Annotated in this window: 14 protein-coding genes; 11 read left to right on the forward strand and 3 right to left on the reverse strand. The window is 63.5% G+C overall.

The features are described from left to right. Positions 1-102: 102 nt before the first annotated feature. The gene (locus B0G75_RS40095; RefSeq protein ID WP_146142479.1) at positions 103-315 is read left to right on the forward strand and encodes a hypothetical protein; all 213 of its coding nucleotides are present in this window, start codon (positions 103-105) and stop codon (positions 313-315) included. 363 nt (positions 316-678) lie between these two features. Here B0G75_RS40095 and B0G75_RS06940 read toward each other — a convergent pair whose 3' ends face one another. After that, on the reverse strand, positions 679-1224 hold the full coding sequence (locus B0G75_RS06940) for a hypothetical protein (RefSeq protein WP_106302426.1): 546 nt from the start codon (positions 1222-1224) through the stop codon (positions 679-681). A gap of 563 nt (positions 1225-1787) precedes the next feature. On the opposite strand from B0G75_RS06940, the gene B0G75_RS06945 reads away from it, so the two are divergent. From B0G75_RS06945 to B0G75_RS06985, 9 genes are all read left to right on the forward strand, one after another. Beyond that, positions 1788-2813, forward strand: coding sequence for a bile acid:sodium symporter family protein (locus tag B0G75_RS06945; RefSeq protein WP_106302429.1), 1026 nt, complete (start codon positions 1788-1790; stop codon positions 2811-2813). Between the two features lie 290 nt (positions 2814-3103). Beyond that, a complete protein-coding gene (locus B0G75_RS06950) occupies positions 3104-4954 on the forward strand; it encodes a phosphodiesterase (RefSeq protein ID WP_106302432.1) in 1851 nt (616 codons plus the stop codon). Positions 4955-5146: 192 nt separating this feature from the next. Further along, entirely contained in the window at positions 5147-6133 is a 987-nt protein-coding gene (locus tag B0G75_RS06955; protein ID WP_012431493.1) for a LacI family DNA-binding transcriptional regulator, read from the forward strand. After that, complete coding sequence (locus B0G75_RS06960; protein WP_106302436.1) at positions 6130-7413, forward strand: AGE family epimerase/isomerase; 1284 nt, start codon at positions 6130-6132, stop codon at positions 7411-7413. The genes B0G75_RS06955 and B0G75_RS06960 overlap by 4 nt, the downstream gene beginning before the upstream one ends. Continuing rightward, positions 7410-8327 (forward strand): carbohydrate kinase, encoded by a 918-nt coding sequence (locus tag B0G75_RS06965; protein WP_106302439.1) that lies wholly within the window; start codon positions 7410-7412, stop codon positions 8325-8327. The genes B0G75_RS06960 and B0G75_RS06965 overlap by 4 nt, the downstream gene beginning before the upstream one ends. Positions 8328-8446: 119 nt before the next feature. Beyond that, complete coding sequence (locus B0G75_RS06970) at positions 8447-8677, forward strand: hypothetical protein (RefSeq protein WP_012431490.1); 231 nt, start codon at positions 8447-8449, stop codon at positions 8675-8677. Positions 8678-8757: 80 nt separating this feature from the next. Continuing rightward, complete coding sequence (locus B0G75_RS06975) at positions 8758-9003, forward strand: hypothetical protein (RefSeq protein WP_012431489.1); 246 nt, start codon at positions 8758-8760, stop codon at positions 9001-9003. Between the two features lie 288 nt (positions 9004-9291). Further along, positions 9292-10263 carry an ion channel gene (locus B0G75_RS06980; protein WP_106302442.1) on the forward strand — a complete coding sequence of 324 codons (972 nt, stop codon included), beginning with the start codon at positions 9292-9294 and terminating at the stop codon, positions 10261-10263. 274 nt (positions 10264-10537) lie between these two features. Then, a complete protein-coding gene (locus B0G75_RS06985) occupies positions 10538-14125 on the forward strand; it encodes an indolepyruvate ferredoxin oxidoreductase family protein (protein WP_106302445.1) in 3588 nt (1195 codons plus the stop codon). Positions 14126-14218: 93 nt separating this feature from the next. On the opposite strand, the gene B0G75_RS06990 is transcribed toward B0G75_RS06985, so the two are convergent. Together B0G75_RS06990 and B0G75_RS06995 are read right to left on the reverse strand one after the other, a co-directional pair. After that, positions 14219-14914, reverse strand: coding sequence for a copper homeostasis protein CutC (locus tag B0G75_RS06990; protein WP_106302448.1), 696 nt, complete (start codon positions 14912-14914; stop codon positions 14219-14221). A 44-nt stretch (positions 14915-14958) separates the two neighbouring features. Next, on the reverse strand, positions 14959-16227 hold the full coding sequence (locus B0G75_RS06995) for an EAL domain-containing protein (protein ID WP_106302451.1): 1269 nt from the start codon (positions 16225-16227) through the stop codon (positions 14959-14961). Positions 16228-16600: 373 nt separating this feature from the next. On the opposite strand from B0G75_RS06995, the gene B0G75_RS07000 reads away from it, so the two are divergent. Beyond that, positions 16601-18256: a Na+/H+ antiporter gene (locus tag B0G75_RS07000; RefSeq protein WP_106302454.1), complete on the forward strand. Its 1656-nt coding sequence runs from the start codon at positions 16601-16603 to the stop codon at positions 18254-18256. The last annotated feature ends 111 nt before the right edge of the window (positions 18257-18367 follow it).

The raw sequence follows: 18367 nt of genomic DNA on the forward strand, positions 1-18367 counted from the left end.
AGGGGTGTGGCTGTGCGAAAGGGGGAGCTCGCGCGAATCATTGTTGTTGTCCGTTCGATCGTCGAGCCAATCTGGGCGGGACCATCTTTGCGGACCATTTTTATGAACAAAAATATCGTTGGTTATTGCCGGTATATCGGTCTGATTAGTTTTGTCGCTTATCGGCCTGATAAAGCCTTGCCCGATAGCGCGCTCGCCGTGCCGCCGCAAGTTTTGCCGCAGCGCGCAAAGCGTTGCTCACCTTGCAGCGGACGGGTTGATAACGCCTCACGTGACATGCTGATGACGCACCGCCGCAGAAACGACCAAATTTGACGATGGGAGAGGGTGTGCTGCCGAGTGTTTTCAAAAAAGTGTGGCGTCGAAACGTCACATTGATCGTGGGCGTTAGGGATGAGGGCGAGGCGGAAGGCCGCTATGAAGCGGTTTGAAAGGCAGGCGAAGTGGTGCGGCGGGACGAAGCGGTGAGAATTTGGGAGGACGAAATGGACAGAGACGCCCCGCGTCCGTTTTGCCATGACGCAAGCGTGAGGGAGCGGTCAGATACCCAAACGGGGCACTCGAACAATGTGGAAGCGGCAGGGAGATAGAAACAGAATGTGTGCGTGCACAGCCTGAACGGCAAACACTGGTTGCTCACGCAACAAATGCAACGTACAGCGCACGCAGCGCCATCGGCTAGTTCCGGTAAGGCGAGCCTTCCGATTGGCGCGGGTCGTCGGACTGGCGCTGCATGGCGCGCTGCGAACCGCGTTCTTCGTTGTAACGGGCGATGTCGGCGCGAATCGAGCCGGCGCGAACCGGCGCATTGGGCGGCGGGCGCGGCACCGTGCGCGATTCGGCACTGACTGGGGTGATGGCGCCGGCGTACTGCATGTTGCCGCGACCGTCGCCTGCGTATCCTGCCGGGCCGGCGACGCGGCGCACGCCAGGCTTGTAGATGTCGAAACCGTCGGCGTAAGTTCCGCCCGCGAAGTTCGCTCCGCCATGCGGCAGACGCGCGTTACGATCGGCCACCGCATTGCGCGCGGATGCTGCCGCGGCCCCACCGTAGTAGCGGCCACCGTTTCGCATTTCGCCGCGCACGGCGTGATTCGGCTCGGCATGCGAATAGCCGCCACCGCCGCCGTGTGGCACACCTGGCGCTTTTGCATAGGCGAACGAGCACAGCGCAGCGATGACCGCGCCCAACGCCCAGTGCCTCGTTCTCGACAACCCGTCCACCCAGTGACTCTCACACCCGAAGACTTGCCTGAAGCCCACCGTTCGAGTTGCGACGGACTTGTTTTGGGACTGGCACGAGCGCTGCGACGACATCGCGGCACCGGGTATCCCGACGGCCTTTGAACCGTAATTTATGGGTGCGGGCAAAGGGTGTCGAGCCAAAAAGTGTTAGGCCCCGGACGCGGATGTAACACCTTGTTACTGCGACGTTTTTCTGCGACAGAGCCCTTGCGTGAAAACCCTGAAATCGCTGGCTTTCAATGACTTGGAGAGACCGCTTACGCGCTCTTGTGTATGACGAATCGTGAGTGGATTTTCGCCTTGATGGTCAAAACGGCATGGACCAAACAGATCACGTCGCCAATACTGAAGCGTGAATCATGGCGCTGTCTGAGTTTATGTAAGCACGCTGGTTGATGCACAACCCTCATTAATCGATTCGGCAAATGAATTTGCATATTTAATCGAAAATCAACAACAATAGCGTTTCCCATAAGGCTGGGACGGCGGTTTCACGCGCACGTCCCGCCCGCTCTTCCGCGTTACCGAATCGAGATTCCGACATGGCTCGCCCGAAACTGCTTCCCGACAACTTCACCCTGTGCCTCGTCGGCACCGTGATTCTTGCCAGCCTGCTGCCGGTTCATGGGCAGGCCGCCGTCGGGTTCAACTGGGTGACGAACGTTGCAGTCGGCCTGCTGTTTTTCCTGCACGGCGCCAAGCTCTCACGCGAAGCGATTATCGCGGGCGCCACGCATTGGCGCCTGCATCTTGTAGTGCTGCTCAGCACGTTCGCGCTCTTTCCGCTGCTCGGCCTCGCGCTTAAACCGCTCCTTTCGCCACTTGTCACGCCGGCGCTCTATGCGGGGATCCTCTTCCTCTGCACGCTGCCGTCTACGGTTCAGTCGTCGATCGCGTTCACGTCCATTGCCAAAGGCAACGTGCCGGCTGCCGTATGCAGCGCGTCGGCCTCGAGCCTGCTCGGCATCTTCATCACCCCCGCGCTCGTCAGCCTCGTCGTCACCAATCAGGCGGCCGGCGGCGGCGCTTCGCCGTGGCATACGGTAGGCAACATCGTCCTGCAACTGCTGGTGCCGTTTGTGGCCGGGCAGTTGCTGCGCCCGCTGATCGGCAAGTGGATCGAGCGCAATCGCGGCGTGCTGAAGTTCGTCGACCAGGGGTCGATCCTGCTGGTGGTGTACGGCGCGTTCAGCGAGGCGGTCAACGAAGGCCTGTGGCATCAGATTCCGCTCTCCGCGCTCGGCGGTCTGCTGCTGTTGTGCGTCGTGCTGCTCGCGCTGGCTCTCGCCGTGACGATATTCGTCAGCAAGCGGCTCGGCTTCAGCCGTGCGGACCAGATCACCATCATCTTCTGCGGGTCGAAGAAGAGTCTCGCCGCCGGCGTGCCGATGGCTAAGGTGATCTTCGCCTCGCATGCGGTGGGCGCCGTCGTCTTGCCGCTGATGCTGTTCCACCAGATCCAGTTGATGGTGTGCGCCGCGCTCGCGCAGCGCTGGGGCGCCCGCGACACGAGCGGCGAGACCCACGCCGCTTCGCGCGAGCGGACCGCCGCCGTCGCCCGCCGGTGAATATGCGCGCAATGCAAACAGGACATTCATAAGCGCCCTCCCTGAGCGTCATTTAAGGAAGCCGCCTCGCGCGGCTTTTTTGTTATTTCACGCGCAAACGGCGCTGCTGTCGCCTCAGCCGGATGGCATAGGCCGATTCCTGGTAACGCGAAGCCGGACGGAGCCAACCTCAGAACGACTCGACCGGATCAACCACCGCACCAACCCGGTGCAACGGTTCATTGAAACTTCATTTAATTCCAGGCAAGCCCGGCCGATAAGCCGAAGGTCGAACGCTACGCCTACCCGCCATGCAACCTCGCTCGCCCTCCCGATCCGCCGCGCCGCGCATCGAGGAGTTGATCGCCCGGCGTGAGCTGTCAGCCGTGTTCCAGCCGATCATCGATTTCGAAGACGGCGCGATCCTCGGCTACGAAGGTCTGATCCGCGGCCCGGCCGGCACGCCGCTCGAAGCGCCGTTCGCCTTGTTTGCGCAAGCGCTCGCCGAGGGCTGCACGATCGAGCTCGAACGCGCCGCCGCGCGCACCTGCATCGAAGCGTTCGCGCGGCTCGATTTCGACGGCAAGCTGTTTCTGAATTTCAGCGCGGGTGCGATGCGCCAGCTGGCCGAGGCGCGCGACGACACGCTCGCGCTGCTGCGTCATCGCGGCGTCGATCCGCAACGGATCGTGGTCGAGCTGACCGAGCAAAGCACGATTCTGGATGTGGGCAGTTTCCTGCCGGTCATCACGACACTGCGCACAACCGGCGCGCAATTCGCGCTCGACGACTACGGCACCGCGAACGCCAGCATGAGCTTGTGGGTGCGGCTGCAACCGGACGTCGTGAAGATCGACCGCTTCTTCATTCACGACATCGCCAGCGACCCGCTGAAGTTCGAGGCCGTGCGCGCGATGCAGCACTTCGCCAGCGCGAGCGGCGCGCGGCTCGTCGCCGAGGGCATCGAAAACGAAGCGGATCTGATCGTGGTGCGCGACATGGGGATCGGCTGCGGGCAGGGATTTTTCTTCGGCCGTCCGCACGCGCAACCGGCCCGCCAGGTGACCGACGACGCCCGCGACGCGCTGCGCGCCGGCCACATCGCCGTGTTCCCCGAGACCACGCGCACGGTGAGCAGCGCATCGCCTTCGGGCGGCATGGCATCGGAAAAAATGCTGGTGCATGCGCCCGCGCTGCCGCGCCAGGCGACCAACAACGACGTGCTCGAACTGTTCAACCGCCTGCCCGACCTGCATGCGGTCGCGGTCGCCGAACACGACGAGCCGGTCGCGCTGATCAACCGGCGCAGCTTCATGGACCGCTACGCGCTGCCGTATCACCGTGAGCTATTCGGCAAGCGCCCTTGCCTGCTTTTCGCCAATGCATCGCCGGTGGTGATCGAGAAATCGATGACCGTGGAGCAGATGGCCAAGCTCCTCGGAAGCGACGATCAGCGCTATCTCGCCGATGGCTTCGTCATCACCGACAACGGCAAGTACGTCGGCCTCGGCACAGGCGAGAAGCTCGTGCGCGCGGTGACCGAGGTGCGCATCGAAGCCGCGCGCTACGCAAATCCGCTGACCTTCCTGCCGGGCAACATCCCGATCAGTTCGCACATTGCCCGCCTGCTCGGCAACGACGCCGGCTTCTACGCGTGCTACGTCGACCTGAACCACTTCAAGCCGTTCAACGACCAGTACGGCTACTGGCAAGGCGACGAAGTCCTGAAATTCGCCGCCGTCGTCCTCGCCGACGTATGCGACCCCACCCGCGACTTTCTCGGCCACGTAGGCGGCGACGACTTCCTGATCCTGTTCCAGAGCGACGACTGGCGCGAGCGCGTGCTGCGCGCGATCCACGTGTTCAACGAAGGCGCGCAACGCTTCTACGCGCCGGCCGATCGCCTCGCCGGCGGCATTCACGGTGAGGACCGGCGCGGCAATCCGACCTTCTTTGGTTTCGTGACGATGGCGATCGGCTGCGTGCGAGTCGAACCCGCCGACGGCCCGTCGCTCTATAGCAGCGAGGAGATTGCCTCCGTAGCGGCGCTGGCCAAGCGCCGTGCGAAGCACGAAACGAGCGGTTTCGTGCTGATCGACGCCGACGAAAGCGTCGCCTTGTTGCGTGGACAGGCCGAAGCCGTTCACGTTTCGCTTGAGTGAGAGCGGCATCCAGATCACGCATCGGACATTGTTTAGCTATTTTTACTAAACAGCATATTCCGGGCCAACTCCAACACCTACGGGTATTTCCGGGTGTCGAGCGAGTGTTTTTCGGGCAGTTTTAGCGCGGTTTTACTATACAATCGCCCGAACCCAAACACCGTGCGGCCGCCCTTGCGCGGCCCTGATTCGATGGCCACAACCATCCGCGACGTCGCCCGCGCGGCCAGCGTGTCGATCGGCACCGTCTCACGCGCACTGAAAAACCAGCCCGGCCTTTCCGAGGCCACCCGCGAGCGCGTCGTCGAAGCCGCGCGCAAGCTTGGCTATGACGCTGCCCAGTTGCGCCCGCGCATCCGCCGGCTCACGTTTCTGCTGCACCGTCAGCACAATAATTTCGCCGTCAGTCCGTTCTTCTCGCACGTGCTGCACGGCGTGGAAGACGCCTGCCGCGAGCGCGGTATCGTGCCGTCCGTGCTGACTGCCGGTCCCACCGAAGACGTGATCCAGCAGATGCGCCTGCATGCGCCGGACGCGGTGGCAATCGCCGGTTTCGTCGAGCCGGAAACGCTGACCACGCTGGTGGCCATGCAGCGCCCGCTCGTGCTGATCGACCTGTGGGCGCCCGGCATGCGCTCGGTGAATCTCGACAACGCCGCGGGCGCCACGCTCGCCATGCGGCATCTGTTCGAGCAGCAGCGCAAGCGCGTGGCGTTCATCGGCGGCTCGCTCGCGCACTTCAGCATCGCGCAGCGCGCGCTCGGCTACCGGCGCGCGTTCTTCGAAGCGGGCTTGCTGTTCGACCCGTCGCTCGAAGTGACGATCGACGCCGGCCTCGACCCCGACAGCGGCGCAGCGCGCGCCATGCATCAATTGCTCGACGCGCCGGGTCCGCGCCCGGACGCCGTGTTCGCCTACAACGACGCCGCCGCGCTCGCCGCGCTGCGCGCGTGCCTCGCACGCGGACTACGCGTGCCCGAGGACATTGCCATCATCGGTTTCGACGACATTCCGGCCGCCGCCCATGCCACGCCGCCGCTGTCGACCATCTCGGTCGACAAGGAAGCGCTCGGCCGGCGCGGCGTCGAGCTGCTGCTTGAAGACGCACCTGCCGAACTGGAAGTCCGTTTGCCCGTCCATCTCATTGCCCGTGCCAGTACTTTGGTGAAAATGCCATGACGCAATCCGATCCGCTTCACCCCGCTAACGGCGCCGTTGCGGCGCCGCCCGTCGAGAGCTTCCGCTCGCGCGACTTTCTGCTCTCGCATGTGCAGGACACGCTGCGTTTCTACGCGCCGAACGTGTTCGACCCGAGCGGCGGCTTTTTCCATTTCTTCCGCGACGACGGTTCGGTCTACGACAAAACCACGCGGCACCTGGTGAGCAGCTGCCGCTACGTCTTCAACTACGCGATGGCGTTTCGCCAGTTCGGCGACCCTCAGCATCTGGAATACGCGCGCCACGGCTTGCGATTCCTGCGCGAAGCGCATTGGGACGCCCAGCACGAAGGCTACGACTGGGAGATCGAGTGGCAGGACGGCAAGAAGCGCACGCTCGACGCGACGCGCCATTGCTACGGCCTCGCCTTCGTCCTGCTCGCCTATTCGCATGCGGCGATGGCCGGCATCGAAGAAGCCAAGCCGATGATCGGAGCGACCTTCGAGCTGATGGAACACCGCTTTTGGGACGCCGCCGCGGGCCTCTACGCCGACGAAGCGTCGCCCGACTGGCGGGTCAGTTCGTACCGTGGCCAGAACGCGAACATGCACACCACCGAGGCGCTGCTCGCCGCGCACGAAGCGACCCACCATCTCGTCTATCTGGATCGCGCGGAGCGGGTGGCGTCGAATATCACGCTGCGCCAGGCGAAGCTGTCGCAGGGTCTCGTGTGGGAGCACTTTCACGCGGACTGGTCGGTCGACTGGCACTACAACGAGGAAGACAGCTCGAACATCTTCCGCCCGTGGGGCTTCCAGCCTGGGCATCAAACCGAATGGGCGAAACTGCTGCTGATTCTCGAGCGCTTCCGTCCATTGCCGTGGCTGCTGCCGCGCGCCATTGAACTGTTCGACGCCGCCATGACGCACGCGTGGGACGAAGACCACGGCGGCCTTTACTACGGTTTCGGCCCCGACGGCACCGTGTGCGACCACGACAAGTATTTCTGGGTCCAGGCGGAAACCTTCGCGACCGCCGCGCTGCTCGGCAAGCGCACCGGCAACGAACGCTTCTGGGACTGGTACGACGAGATCTGGCGCTATAGCTGGGCGCATTTCGTCGATCACAAGTATGGCGCGTGGTATCGCATCCTCACCTGCGACAACCGCAAATACAGCGACGAAAAAAGTCCGGCCGGCAAGACCGACTATCACACCATGGGCGCGTGCTACGAAGTACTGGCCCACGCGCTGCCCGACGGGGCGGCCGCTGCGCCCGAATCCGCGGAGCAAACAAAATGAGCAATCAGAACGCGAACCACGAATTTCCCTTCTTCGTCTCGGCCGGCGACATCCTCACCGATCTCGTCCGCACAGGCGCGTCACAATGGCTCTCGCGTCCTGGCGGCGCCGGCTGGAACGTGGCGCGCTGCGTCGCGCGGCTCGGTCTGCCGACCGCGTGCGCAGGGTCGTTAGGCGTCGATAACTTCTCCGATGAGTTGTGGAACGCAAGCGTCGCGGCCGGGCTCGACATGCGCTTCATGCAGCGCGTGGAGCGGCCGCCCTTGCTGGCGATCGTCCATCAGACGCATCCGCCCGCGTACTTCTTCATGGGCGAGAACAGTGCCGATCTGGCCTTCGATCCGGCACAACTGCCGGCGGGCTGGATGGGTCAGGTGAAATGGGCGCATTTCGGTTGCATCAGCCTCGTGCGGCAGCCAATCGGCAACACGCTCGCCACGCTCGCGGCCGAGCTGCGTTCGCAAGGCGTGAAGATCAGCTTCGATCCGAACTACCGGAATCTGATGGAGCACGGCTACGAACCCACGTTGCGAAAAATGGCCGCGCTCGCCGATCTGATCAAGGTGTCGGACGAAGACTTGCGCCTGATCTTCAAGACCGACGACGAAGCCGGCGCGCTCGCACAGTTGCGAGCCATGAATCCGGCCGCCACCGTGCTGGTGACGCGCGGACCGGAGACCGCCGTGCTGATCGACGGCGCCATGGTGACGCAGGCGCGGCCGCCGCGTGTCGAGGTGGTCGATACGGTCGGCGCGGGCGATGCATCGATCGGCGGCTTGCTGTTCAGCCTGATGACCGCGCCGCAGCGGGCTTGGCCGGAGCACCTTGCGTTCGCGCTGGCCGCTGGCGCGGCCGCTTGCCGGCATGCCGGCGCGCACGCGCCGTCGCTCGATGAGGTGGTCGCGCTGCTGTAATTCTGTTGCCTTGTGCGGCGCGCATTGTCGCTGGATGGAGCGCCGTCGGACGGAGAACGGAAGCTCCATCATCGTGCTAGGATGAAAAAACCGAAACCTTCGGAAGACGGAGAGACGCCATGGACGACATCACCTACACCAAAGGCATCTACACGGCCACTGCCTCGACAAGAGAAGTAGAAAAAGACACCTGGCAGGGCGTGGTCACCCTCTCGCGCGACGAAGGCGACGCCACCGCCGATCAGGAAACCACGCTCTACGAAGTCGAAGCCACTTCGTCGACGCCGGAAGAAGCGCTCGAGGAAGCCAAGGCGCTTGCTCATCGCATCCTGGGAGAAATCGAACTTTAGGCAGCAACCGGCGCCGCGTCTTTCGCGTTTTCGTTTGTATTCGCGCTGCGCCATCCTGAACCAACCGGCCGGAGGCGGTCATGGCTGAACAGCTCTTTCTCTACGGCGTGTATTCGATTCACGTCCGCCCGCTCGAACTCAACGGTGCCCGCTGGGACGCTGAATATGAGATCCGCCATCGCGAGAAAGCCGTCAAATCCTGGACGACGGTAGGCGGCGACAACGGCTACGGCGACGAAACGGAAGCAGTCGCGGCGGCTCATCAGCAAGCCGTCGACGATATCGAACACGGCGCGGGCATTCCCAAGCCGCGAGCGTTTCCGTAAGTTTGAAGCGCGCGAACGCAGTGCCGCGTGTGTGTGATTGGGTAAGTGTTTTCAGTGCGCGCTGTTGGCACGATGGCGCGGTTAAACGTGGCTTGTATGAAGCACAGTCCGCGGCGAGCCCTCCGCGCTTCGGCCGCCGGCGCATGTAGCGTTCTAGCGAGCAAGCCGCGCACCCCACCGCGCCCGCTTTGCCGCACTTTTACGCGCCCGTGCGCCACGCCGAAAATCACCGTCCGTGACCAAAGCGTCGTGCTACGCTTTGGCCGTTTTCATTTCCTCGAGCCTGCGATGGCGACTGAACCGTCAGACCGTCCTTCCGGCTTCGGCGACGCCGAAGCGCGCGCGTCGGCGCGCCGCCCACGCGGCAGCCGGGAGTTGCGTCTGGACGATCGCGTGATCATCGCGCATGGCATGCCGACGCCGCTCTGGCAGGATCTCTACCACCGCGCTCTGGTGGTGCGCTGGCCGACGTTCTTCGCTTCGCTCGCCGTCCTGTTCGTGCTGCTCAACACGACATTCGCCACGCTCTATATGCTCGGCAACGCGCCGATCGCCAATCAGTTTCCCGCAGGTTTCGGCGGCGCGTTTTTCTTCAGCGTCGAAACGCTCGCGACGGTCGGATACGGCGACATGCATCCGCAAACCGTCTACGCGCACTGGGTCGCCACGCTGGAAATTTTCGTCGGCATGTCCGGCATCGCGTTGGCGACAGGGCTGATCTTTGCACGTTTCTCGCGGCCGCACGCCAAGATCATGTTCACACGCTACGCGGTGATCCGGCCGCTCGACGGTCGCATGACGCTAATGGTGCGCGCGGCCAATGCCCGTCAAAACGTGATCGCCGAGGCGCGCGCCAACCTGCGCATCATGCGCCAGGAGACCACGGCCGAAGGCTATACGCTGCGTAAACTTTACGACCTGACTCTCGTGCGGGATCAACACCCGGTGTTCAAACTGGGCTGGACGCTGATGCACATTGTCGATGAAAACAGTCCGCTGTTCGGCGAAACCGCTGAAACGCTCAAGCGCCGCGACACGATGCTGATTCTGACGCTGGAAGGCGTCGACGAATCGACATCGCAAACCATGCAGGCGCGTCACACGTGGCCGTGCGAACAGATCTACTGGCACCACCGTTTCGCGGACATCATGACCGAGCAGGACGGCGTGAGCCATATCGATTACGCGCGCTTCGACGAAATCGAGCCGCTCAACGAGGCGCCCATTTCCGCCGTCAGGTCGGCAGCGCCGGCGCCGTAAGCCGAATCGTGGCGTACTGCACTTCTCTCGCGCGCGCGGCGCTCTTCCCGATTGGCCCTCGAAACGCACCAGGGCTTACCCGAATGCAGACACCGCGCAGCAGATCCATCTCAAAACTTCATTAAAACGCGCGGGTCTTCGCGCCTATTTGCGACCGCCCGGCCAAAGTAGAAAAAATTCTCTCTCATTGGCGCTAAAAAATAGAGTCTCTTTCGCTGCGCCACCTTCGTGTCCCCACCACCGCGCGCGGATGCAATAAAACGGAGACTCACCCATGACCGCTCGCCTGCCCATCGACGGCACGCCCGCACTGGCCGATTACAAGCTTTCCGACAATCTCACCGCGACGCGCGGCCGGATTTTCCTGACCGGCACGCAGGCGCTGGTGCGTCTCGTGCTCATGCAGCGCGCCGCCGATAAGGCGCGCTGCATGAATACCGCCGGCTTCATCAGCGGCTATCGCGGCTCGCCGCTCGGCATGGTCGACCAGCAGTTGTGGAAAGCGAAAAAACTGCTCACGGCGAGTGATATCCGCTTTTTGCCCGCCATCAACGAAGAGCTCGGCGGCACTGCCGTGCTTGGCACTCAGCGCGTGGAATCGGACCCGGAGCGCACCGTCGAAGGCGTGTTCGCGATGTGGTACGGCAAGGGCCCGGGCGTGGATCGCGCCGGCGATGCGCTCAAGCACGGCAACGCCTACGGCTCGTCGCCGCACGGCGGTGTGCTGGTGGTGGCGGGTGACGACCACGGCTGCGTGTCGTCATCGATGCCGCATCAGAGCGACTTCGCAATGATGGCCTGGCATATGCCGGTGGTGAATCCGTCGAACATCGCCGACATGCTCGAGTTCGGCTTGTACGGCTGGGAGTTGTCGCGCTTTTCGGGCGCGTGGGTCGGTTACAAGGCGATCTCCGAGACGGTCGAATCCGGCTCGACGGTCGATCTCGACGCGCTGCGCACCGACTGGGCCGCGCCGCAGGATTTCGAAGCGCCCGCCGGCGGGCTGCACAATCGCTGGCCCGATCTGCCGAGCCTGACGATCGAATCGCGGATGCACGCGAAGCTCGACGCGGTGCGCCACTTCGCGCGCGTGAACAGCATCGACAAATGGATTGCGCCGAGTCCGCATGCGAACGTCGGGATCGTGACCTGCGGCAAGGCGCATCTGGACCTGATGGAAACGCTGCGCCGCCTCGATCTGACGGTCGCCGACCTGGAAGCGGCCGGCGTGCGGATCTACAAGGTCGGCCTGTCGTTTCCGCTGGAGATGACGCGGATCGACGCGTTCGTTTCCGGCCTGTCCGAAGTGCTGGTGATCGAGGAGAAAGGCCCGGTCATCGAACAGCAGATCAAGGACTATCTGTACAACCGCACGCAGGGCACGCGGCCTATCGTCATCGGCAAGAACGCTGAAGACGGCACGCTGCTGCTGTCGTCGCTCGGCGAATTGCGGCCGTCGCGCATTCTGCCGGTGTTCGCGAACTGGCTCGCGAAGCACAAGCCCGCGCTCGATCGTCGCGAACGCGTGGTCGATCTGGTCGCGCCGCAAATTCTCTCTAACGCCGCAGACAGCGTAAAGCGCACGCCGTACTTCTGCTCGGGTTGCCCGCACAACACCTCGACCAAAGTGCCGGAAGGATCGATCGCGCATGCGGGCATCGGCTGTCACTTCATGGCGTCGTGGATGGAGCGCGACACGACCGGTCTCATCCAGATGGGCGGTGAAGGCGTGGACTGGGCATCGCATTCGATGTTCACGAAAACGCGTCACGTGTTCCAGAATCTCGGCGACGGCACCTACTTCCATTCGGGGATTCTGGCGATCCGCCAGGCCGTGGCCGCGAAAGCCACCATCACGTACAAGATTCTCTATAACGACGCCGTCGCGATGACGGGCGGACAGCCGGTGGACGGCAGCATTTCGGTGCCGCAGATCGCGCGTCAGGTAGAAGCCGAAGGCGTGTCGCGCTTCGTCGTGGTCAGCGACGAGCCGGAGAAATACGACGGCCATCACGACCAGTTCCCGAAGGGCACCACGTTTCACCATCGCGGCGAGATGGACACCGTGCAACGCCAATTGCGCGACACCGACGGCGTGACCGTGCTGATCTACGACCAGACCTGTGCGGCAGAAAAACGCCGGCGCCGGAAGAAAGGCGAATTCCCCGATCCGGACAAGCGGCTCTTCATCAATGAGGAAGTCTGCGAAGGCTGCGGCGATTGCGGCGTGCAATCGAATTGCCTGTCGGTGGAACCGGTTGAAACGGCATTGGGCCGCAAGCGCCGCATCGATCAATCGTCGTGCAACAAAGACTATTCGTGCGTGAACGGCTTCTGCCCGAGCTTCGTCACGGTGGAAGGCGGCAAGCTGAAGAAGGCCGCGGGCGCCGCGTTCGATCCGCAAGCGCTGGCCGCACGCGTCGAAGCACTGCCGATTCCAGCGACGCATCTCGACGCCGCGCCGTACGACATTCTGGTGACGGGCGTCGGTGGCACGGGCGTCGTGACGGTGGGCGCATTGATCAGCATGGCGGCGCATCTGGAAGGCAAGAGCGCGTCGGTGCTCGACTTCATGGGCTTCGCGCAAAAGGGCGGCTCGGTGCTGTCGTTCGTGCGCTTCGCCGCGCGCGACGAGTGGCTCAACCAGGTGCGCATCGACACGCAACAGGCCGACGTGCTGCTCGCGTGCGATATGGTAGTCGGTGCAAGCGCCGATGCGCTGCAAACGGTGCGTCATGGCCGCACGCGCATCGTCGTGAACACGCACGCAATTCCGAACGCCACGTTCGTGACGAATCCGGACGCGACGCTGCACGCCGACGCGCTGCTCGACAAAATGCGTCATGCTGCCGGCCCGGAGCGCATGTCGACGTGCGACGCGCAAGCGCTCGCCACGCGATTCCTCGGCGACACCATCGGCGCGAACATTCTGATGCTCGGTTATGCCTGGCAACTCGGTCTGGTGCCCGTGTCGTTCGGCGCGATGATGCGCGCGATCGAATTGAACAACGTCGCGGTGCAGATGAATCAGTTGGCGTTTTCGATCGGCCGCCTCGCTGCCGAAGATCCGGCCGCGCTCGAAGCACTGTGGCAAGCGCGGCATCTCGCGAAGCAGAGCGCGCGCGTCGATACGCTCGACGAACTGATCGCGCATCGCGAAGGACGTCTGCAGACATACGGCGGCGCGAGCTATGTGAAGCGCTATCGCGCGCTAGTCGATGCGGCACGTCGTGCGGAAACCGCGGTGGATGCGAAGAGCGAGCGCGTGACGCGCGCGGTTGCGACCACGTTTTACCGCTTGCTCGCGGTGAAGGACGAATACGAAGTGGCGCGCCTGCATACGGATGCCGCATTCCGCGAAGCACTGGAAGCGCAATTTGAAGGCGTGGCCGGCAAGGACTTCGGCATCAAGTTCAATCTCGCGCCGCCGACGCTCACGCGTCCTGAGCCCGGCAAGAATCCGGTGAAGAAAACCTTCGGACAATGGATGTGGCCGGTGCTCGGCACGCTGGCCAAATTCAGAAGCCTGCGCGGCACGATGCTCGATCCGTTCGGCCGCACGCTGGAACGCAAGATGGAACGCGAACTCGCGGGCGATTATGAAACCACGTTGCAGCGTGCGCTTGTCAGGCTCGATGCCGGCAATCTGGAAGACGTGGCGAAACTGGCTGACCTGCATGCTCGCGTGCGCGGTTATGGTCACGTGAAACTTGCGAATCTGGCGGGTGTGAAGCGGGGTGAGCGCGATCTCGCCGCACGTTTGCAGATCGAAGCGGCGACGGGTGAGTCGGTGCGGAAATCGCTGGAAGAGATAAAGGGCGCGGGGCAGTTGCGCGGGATTCCGGTGGTCGTGGCGAAGTAGGTTAGGGTCACGTAGATGCAGGCAAATAAAATGCCGCTTCGAGAGCGATCTCGAAGCGGCATTTTTCTTTGCTTCGTTGTTTTAGCTATTGAGTCATGCGCTCGTCAACAGTGCGCGGACCGCTGCAACTTTGTCTGAATCGACCGGCGCGAGACCGTTGCTGTTCACGCGCACGCCCGAGCCAAAATGCACAGCTTCAACTTGTGTTCTGCTCACGAAGCCGGCAATTGCATCGACCGTCAAACCGGCTCCAGCCAACACGGTGCAATGCGAACCGGCCGCCTGCTGGACCAGCTCGCGAATCATGTCTTCCGCGTGCAGCACGGAAGGTTGTCCACCCGAGGTCAACACATTCGTCACCGCGTCAAAACCAAGCAGCACATCCAATGAGCGGTGCAAATCCCGCGCTTCGTCGAACGCGCGATGGAAGGTGACAGCCAGTCCATCCGCTGCATCGATCGCACGTGCGAGGCCTTCGCGGTCGATCTCTCCCGCTGCGTCCAGCATGCCGATCACAATGCCATTCGCGCCCGCAGCTTTCACCGCGCGCACGTCGCGCAGCATCACTGCGTAGTCGTCGGCGTCGTACGCGAACGAGCGGCTATGCGGCCGTACGATCACGTTCACCGGAATCTCGACCGCCGCCACCACCGCTTCGATCAGTCCGAGGCTCGGCGTCAGGCCGCCCTCGCCCATCGCGGTGACAAGTTCGAGACGGTCGGCGCCGGCTTGCGCGGCCAGGCGCGCGTCCGCAACGGTCGTTGCAATGACTTCAAGGAGGACGGACATAAGCGCGGCTGAGTGTCGTTAAAAACGACATGATGTCAGAACCGCTACTCATCCATCCAGTCGATATCGCCGCACAACACGCAGGTCTGCTCGCCGACGCGCGTCGCCACCGAAAGCGTCACGCACGGCAACGCCTCGTTGATCGACAGATACGGCCGCGTCACATGCACGCGCTCCGGCGCATTGATCGCATCGCGGAAATACGGACGACGCAGCCAGTTCGCGCCTTGCGCGTCGGCAAGCGGCAGAAAGCGCGTTTCATGCGCCGCCCGATCGGCGCGCAGCACGACGTTGCGGCCCGCCTGCTTGCCCTTCGCGTCGAGCAGGAAACAGCGCGCGGCATGATCGAGCGCGAGAAAATTCCAGCACACTTCTTCGAGCGGTTCGCCGGCACCGAGCCGCTCGGCCGCCCGCTCGAAAGCACGCAAGTACGGCGCGAGCCGGCTGGCGTTGCGGCGCTCACGCGCGTCGGCCTGATCGCGATAACGCTCGGTGAGTTCGCTGATGCATGTGGTCGCGTGCAACGCATCGGCCGCGCCCGGGTTGGGACGGCCGAAGAAAAAGCCCTGCACGAAGTCCGCGTTGCAGGAGAGCGCCATCTGCGCTTCATGCTCCGTTTCCACGCCTTCGACCAGCACCAGCTTGCCCGCTTCGTGCAGCAGCGCCACGAGGCCCGGCAGGATCGTCGCCATGTCGGCGCGATGCGCGGCGTGCGAGAGCATGATGCGGTCGAGCTTGACGATGTCGGGATTCAATTGCCAGATCCGTTCGACGTTCGAGTGGCCCGCGCCGAAATCGTCGAGTGCGATCAGGAAGCCGCGCTCGCGGAACTGGCGCACGGCGTCGGCGAGACGCTCCAGGTCTTCAGCACGATGCTCCAGCACTTCGAGCACGATGCGCCGCGGCGGCAGATCGAGCCGCTTGAGTGTGGCCAGCAACGCGGCGGCGAGATACGGATCGGTGAGCGCGCCCGGATGCACGTTCAGGAACAACCACTCGCGCTCCGCGCCGAGTACCTTGAAATTCTCCAGGTGCAGTGTCTGGGCCAGCCTGTCGACCTGCAGCACATCGCCGAGGCGCGCGGCCTCTCCGAATACGTCGAGCGGCGACACGGGCCGGTCGAGCGCGTCGTGCGCACGCAGCAGCCCTTCGTAACCGACCGCCCGCATATGCGACAGGCTGAAGATCGGTTGAAACACGCTGCTCAGCGTGAGTTCGCCGTGCTGCACCGTAAAACGTTCGAGCCCCGACGTCATCTCGACACCGAAGCCATGTGGCGCGCTGGCCGTCCTTTCCTGTTGCGCAATCGTCATGCAAGTCCTCTCACGCGAGAGCCGGGCCGGTCCGAACGCGGAAGCGAACAACCTCGGCGCCGTTTCTCAAATGTGCGTCATCGATATACCTTAAGCAAGCTCCATGCGCACGCTGACGCACATTCCGATGAAATTTGTCCGAAAGATTGACCCGTGTAAGGGAGCATGCGCCGCGCGTGGGCGCGGCGCGCACCGTTAAGGTGCGCCGCGCCGTAGCGACCACGGGTTCATCTCGCTGACAGGGCCGCATGTCGCCCGGAGCGATACGTCACGCTTCATCGGGCTAAACTGCGGCCTTACGCTTCGTCAGCATCGCGTGGCCGTTCGCCGAAGATCACCGAAGTCATACCGTTATATCCGCAGAAATAGACCGATGGACATTGTCTTTACCGTATTGATTCTTTTGCTCGCCGTCGCCGCGTCGGGCGTCCTCACCCGCATCCTGCCGATCACGTTGCCGCTGCCGCTCGTGCAGATCGCGATCGGCGCAATCCTCGCGTGGCCGAGGCTCGGCTTGCACGTCACCTTCGATCCGGACATTTTCATGATGCTGTTCATTCCGCCGCTGCTGTTCGCGGACGGTTGGCGCATTCCGAAGCGCGAGTTCTTCATGGCGCGCCGCTCGATCCTGATGCTCGCGCTCGGCCTCGTCTTCATGACAGTGCTGGTGGTCGGTTACTTCGTGCACGCGTTGGTGCCGTCGATCTCGCTGCCGGTCGCGTTCGCGCTGGCCGCGGTGTTGTCGCCGACCGATGCGGTGGCGCTGTCCGGCATCGCCGGCAAAGGCAAGATTCCGGGGCGGCTGATGCACATCCTCGAAGGCGAGGCGTTGATGAACGACGCTTCGGGACTGGTCGCGTTGAAGTTCGCGATTGCCGCGGCGCTGACCGGCGTGTTTTCGTTGCGCGACGCGTCGATCAGTTTCGTGATCATCGCCGTTGGCGGCCTCGCGACGGGTGCGGCGGTGAGCTGGCTGTTCGGCTACGTGTCCGCCCACTTTCTGAATCTCACCGAAGAAGGCGATCCGGCGCCCGGCGTCGTGATGACTCTGCTAATTCCGTTCGCCGCCTATCTGGTCGCCGAGCGTTTCGAGTTGTCGGGCATTCTCGCCGCGGTCGCCGCCGGCATGATGATGAACTACACGACCATTGTGACCGCCGGGCCGGCGTCATCGCGAGTGCGCGCCAGCAGCACGTGGACCATGATCGAGTTCGTCTTCAACGGCATGGTGTTCATTCTGCTGGGGCTGCAGTTTCCGCACATTCTCGGCCGGGCCCTGCTCGACGCGCACGAGACCAGTAACGCGCAGGTCTGGCGGCTGATCGGCTACATCGCCGCAGTGGCGGGCGCCCTGTACGCGATGCGCTTCGTGTGGGTGTGGCTGCTGCGCTATTTCGCAAGCCGCAGCGCCGCGAAACAAGGCGTGGCGAACGCCGTTCCGGGTTTGCGCACTGCTGCGGTGACGACGGTGGCCGGCGTGCGCGGGGCCGTGACGCTCGCGGGCGTGTTGTCGTTGCCGGAGGTGTTGCCGGGTGGCGCCGCGTTGCCGGGCCGCGATCTCGCGATCTTCATCGCATGCGGCGTGATTCTGGTCTCGCTGATCGTGGCGGTGGTTGGGTTACCACTGTTGCTGAGCGGCTGGCGCCGCGGCAAGGATCCGCATGCCGCCGAAGAAGCGCTCGCCCGGACCATGGCCGCGCAAGCCGCGATTCGCGCCGTCGACGAGGTGCACGACAGGGAGTGCTCGAATCTCGACGAGTCAGCTTCGGCGTATGCGGCGGACGTCACCGCGCGGGTGATGGACCTCTATCGGCGCCGCCTCGCCACGCTCAATGAAGAACGCGAACCGCGCGAGCTGGCGCGCCGTGCCGACGCGCTGGAGTTCAGGATGAAGCTTGCCGCCATGAGAGCCGAGCGCAAGACGCTGCTGGAACTGCGCAGCAGTCAGGAGATCAACGACGAGACGTTGAACAAGCTGATGCGGGAAGTGGATTTGTCGGAGACTGCGCTAACGGCGCGGAGAAAGTAACATGCGCTCGCGCCGTGTAGTTGCGATGCCGGCGGCGGCAACGGCCTTTTCTTCGATCAAGACAACATGCGAAAGAAGAAGCCTGCGCCGCCGACGAACTCACAAAGACAA

The organism is Paraburkholderia sp. BL18I3N2 (genome assembly GCF_003001875.1).
In the GTDB taxonomy this organism is placed as follows: domain Bacteria; phylum Pseudomonadota; class Gammaproteobacteria; order Burkholderiales; family Burkholderiaceae; genus Paraburkholderia; species Paraburkholderia phytofirmans.

Coding starts and splice junctions, on each gene's coding strand:
- B0G75_RS06995 (WP_106302451.1), bottom strand. CDS start 16,227: ATGACGATTGCGCAACAGGAAAGGACGGCCAGCGCGCCACATGGCTTC.
- B0G75_RS40095 (WP_146142479.1), top strand. CDS start 103: ATGAACAAAAATATCGTTGGTTATTGCCGGTATATCGGTCTGATTAGT.
- B0G75_RS06980 (WP_106302442.1), top strand. CDS start 9,292: ATGGCGACTGAACCGTCAGACCGTCCTTCCGGCTTCGGCGACGCCGAA.
- B0G75_RS06950 (WP_106302432.1), top strand. CDS start 3,104: ATGCAACCTCGCTCGCCCTCCCGATCCGCCGCGCCGCGCATCGAGGAG.
- B0G75_RS06975 (WP_012431489.1), top strand. CDS start 8,758: ATGGCTGAACAGCTCTTTCTCTACGGCGTGTATTCGATTCACGTCCGC.
- B0G75_RS06960 (WP_106302436.1), top strand. CDS start 6,130: ATGACGCAATCCGATCCGCTTCACCCCGCTAACGGCGCCGTTGCGGCG.
- B0G75_RS06985 (WP_106302445.1), top strand. CDS start 10,538: ATGACCGCTCGCCTGCCCATCGACGGCACGCCCGCACTGGCCGATTAC.
- B0G75_RS06990 (WP_106302448.1), bottom strand. CDS start 14,914: ATGTCCGTCCTCCTTGAAGTCATTGCAACGACCGTTGCGGACGCGCGC.
- B0G75_RS06970 (WP_012431490.1), top strand. CDS start 8,447: ATGGACGACATCACCTACACCAAAGGCATCTACACGGCCACTGCCTCG.
- B0G75_RS06945 (WP_106302429.1), top strand. CDS start 1,788: ATGGCTCGCCCGAAACTGCTTCCCGACAACTTCACCCTGTGCCTCGTC.
- B0G75_RS06955 (WP_012431493.1), top strand. CDS start 5,147: ATGGCCACAACCATCCGCGACGTCGCCCGCGCGGCCAGCGTGTCGATC.
- B0G75_RS07000 (WP_106302454.1), top strand. CDS start 16,601: ATGGACATTGTCTTTACCGTATTGATTCTTTTGCTCGCCGTCGCCGCG.
- B0G75_RS06965 (WP_106302439.1), top strand. CDS start 7,410: ATGAGCAATCAGAACGCGAACCACGAATTTCCCTTCTTCGTCTCGGCC.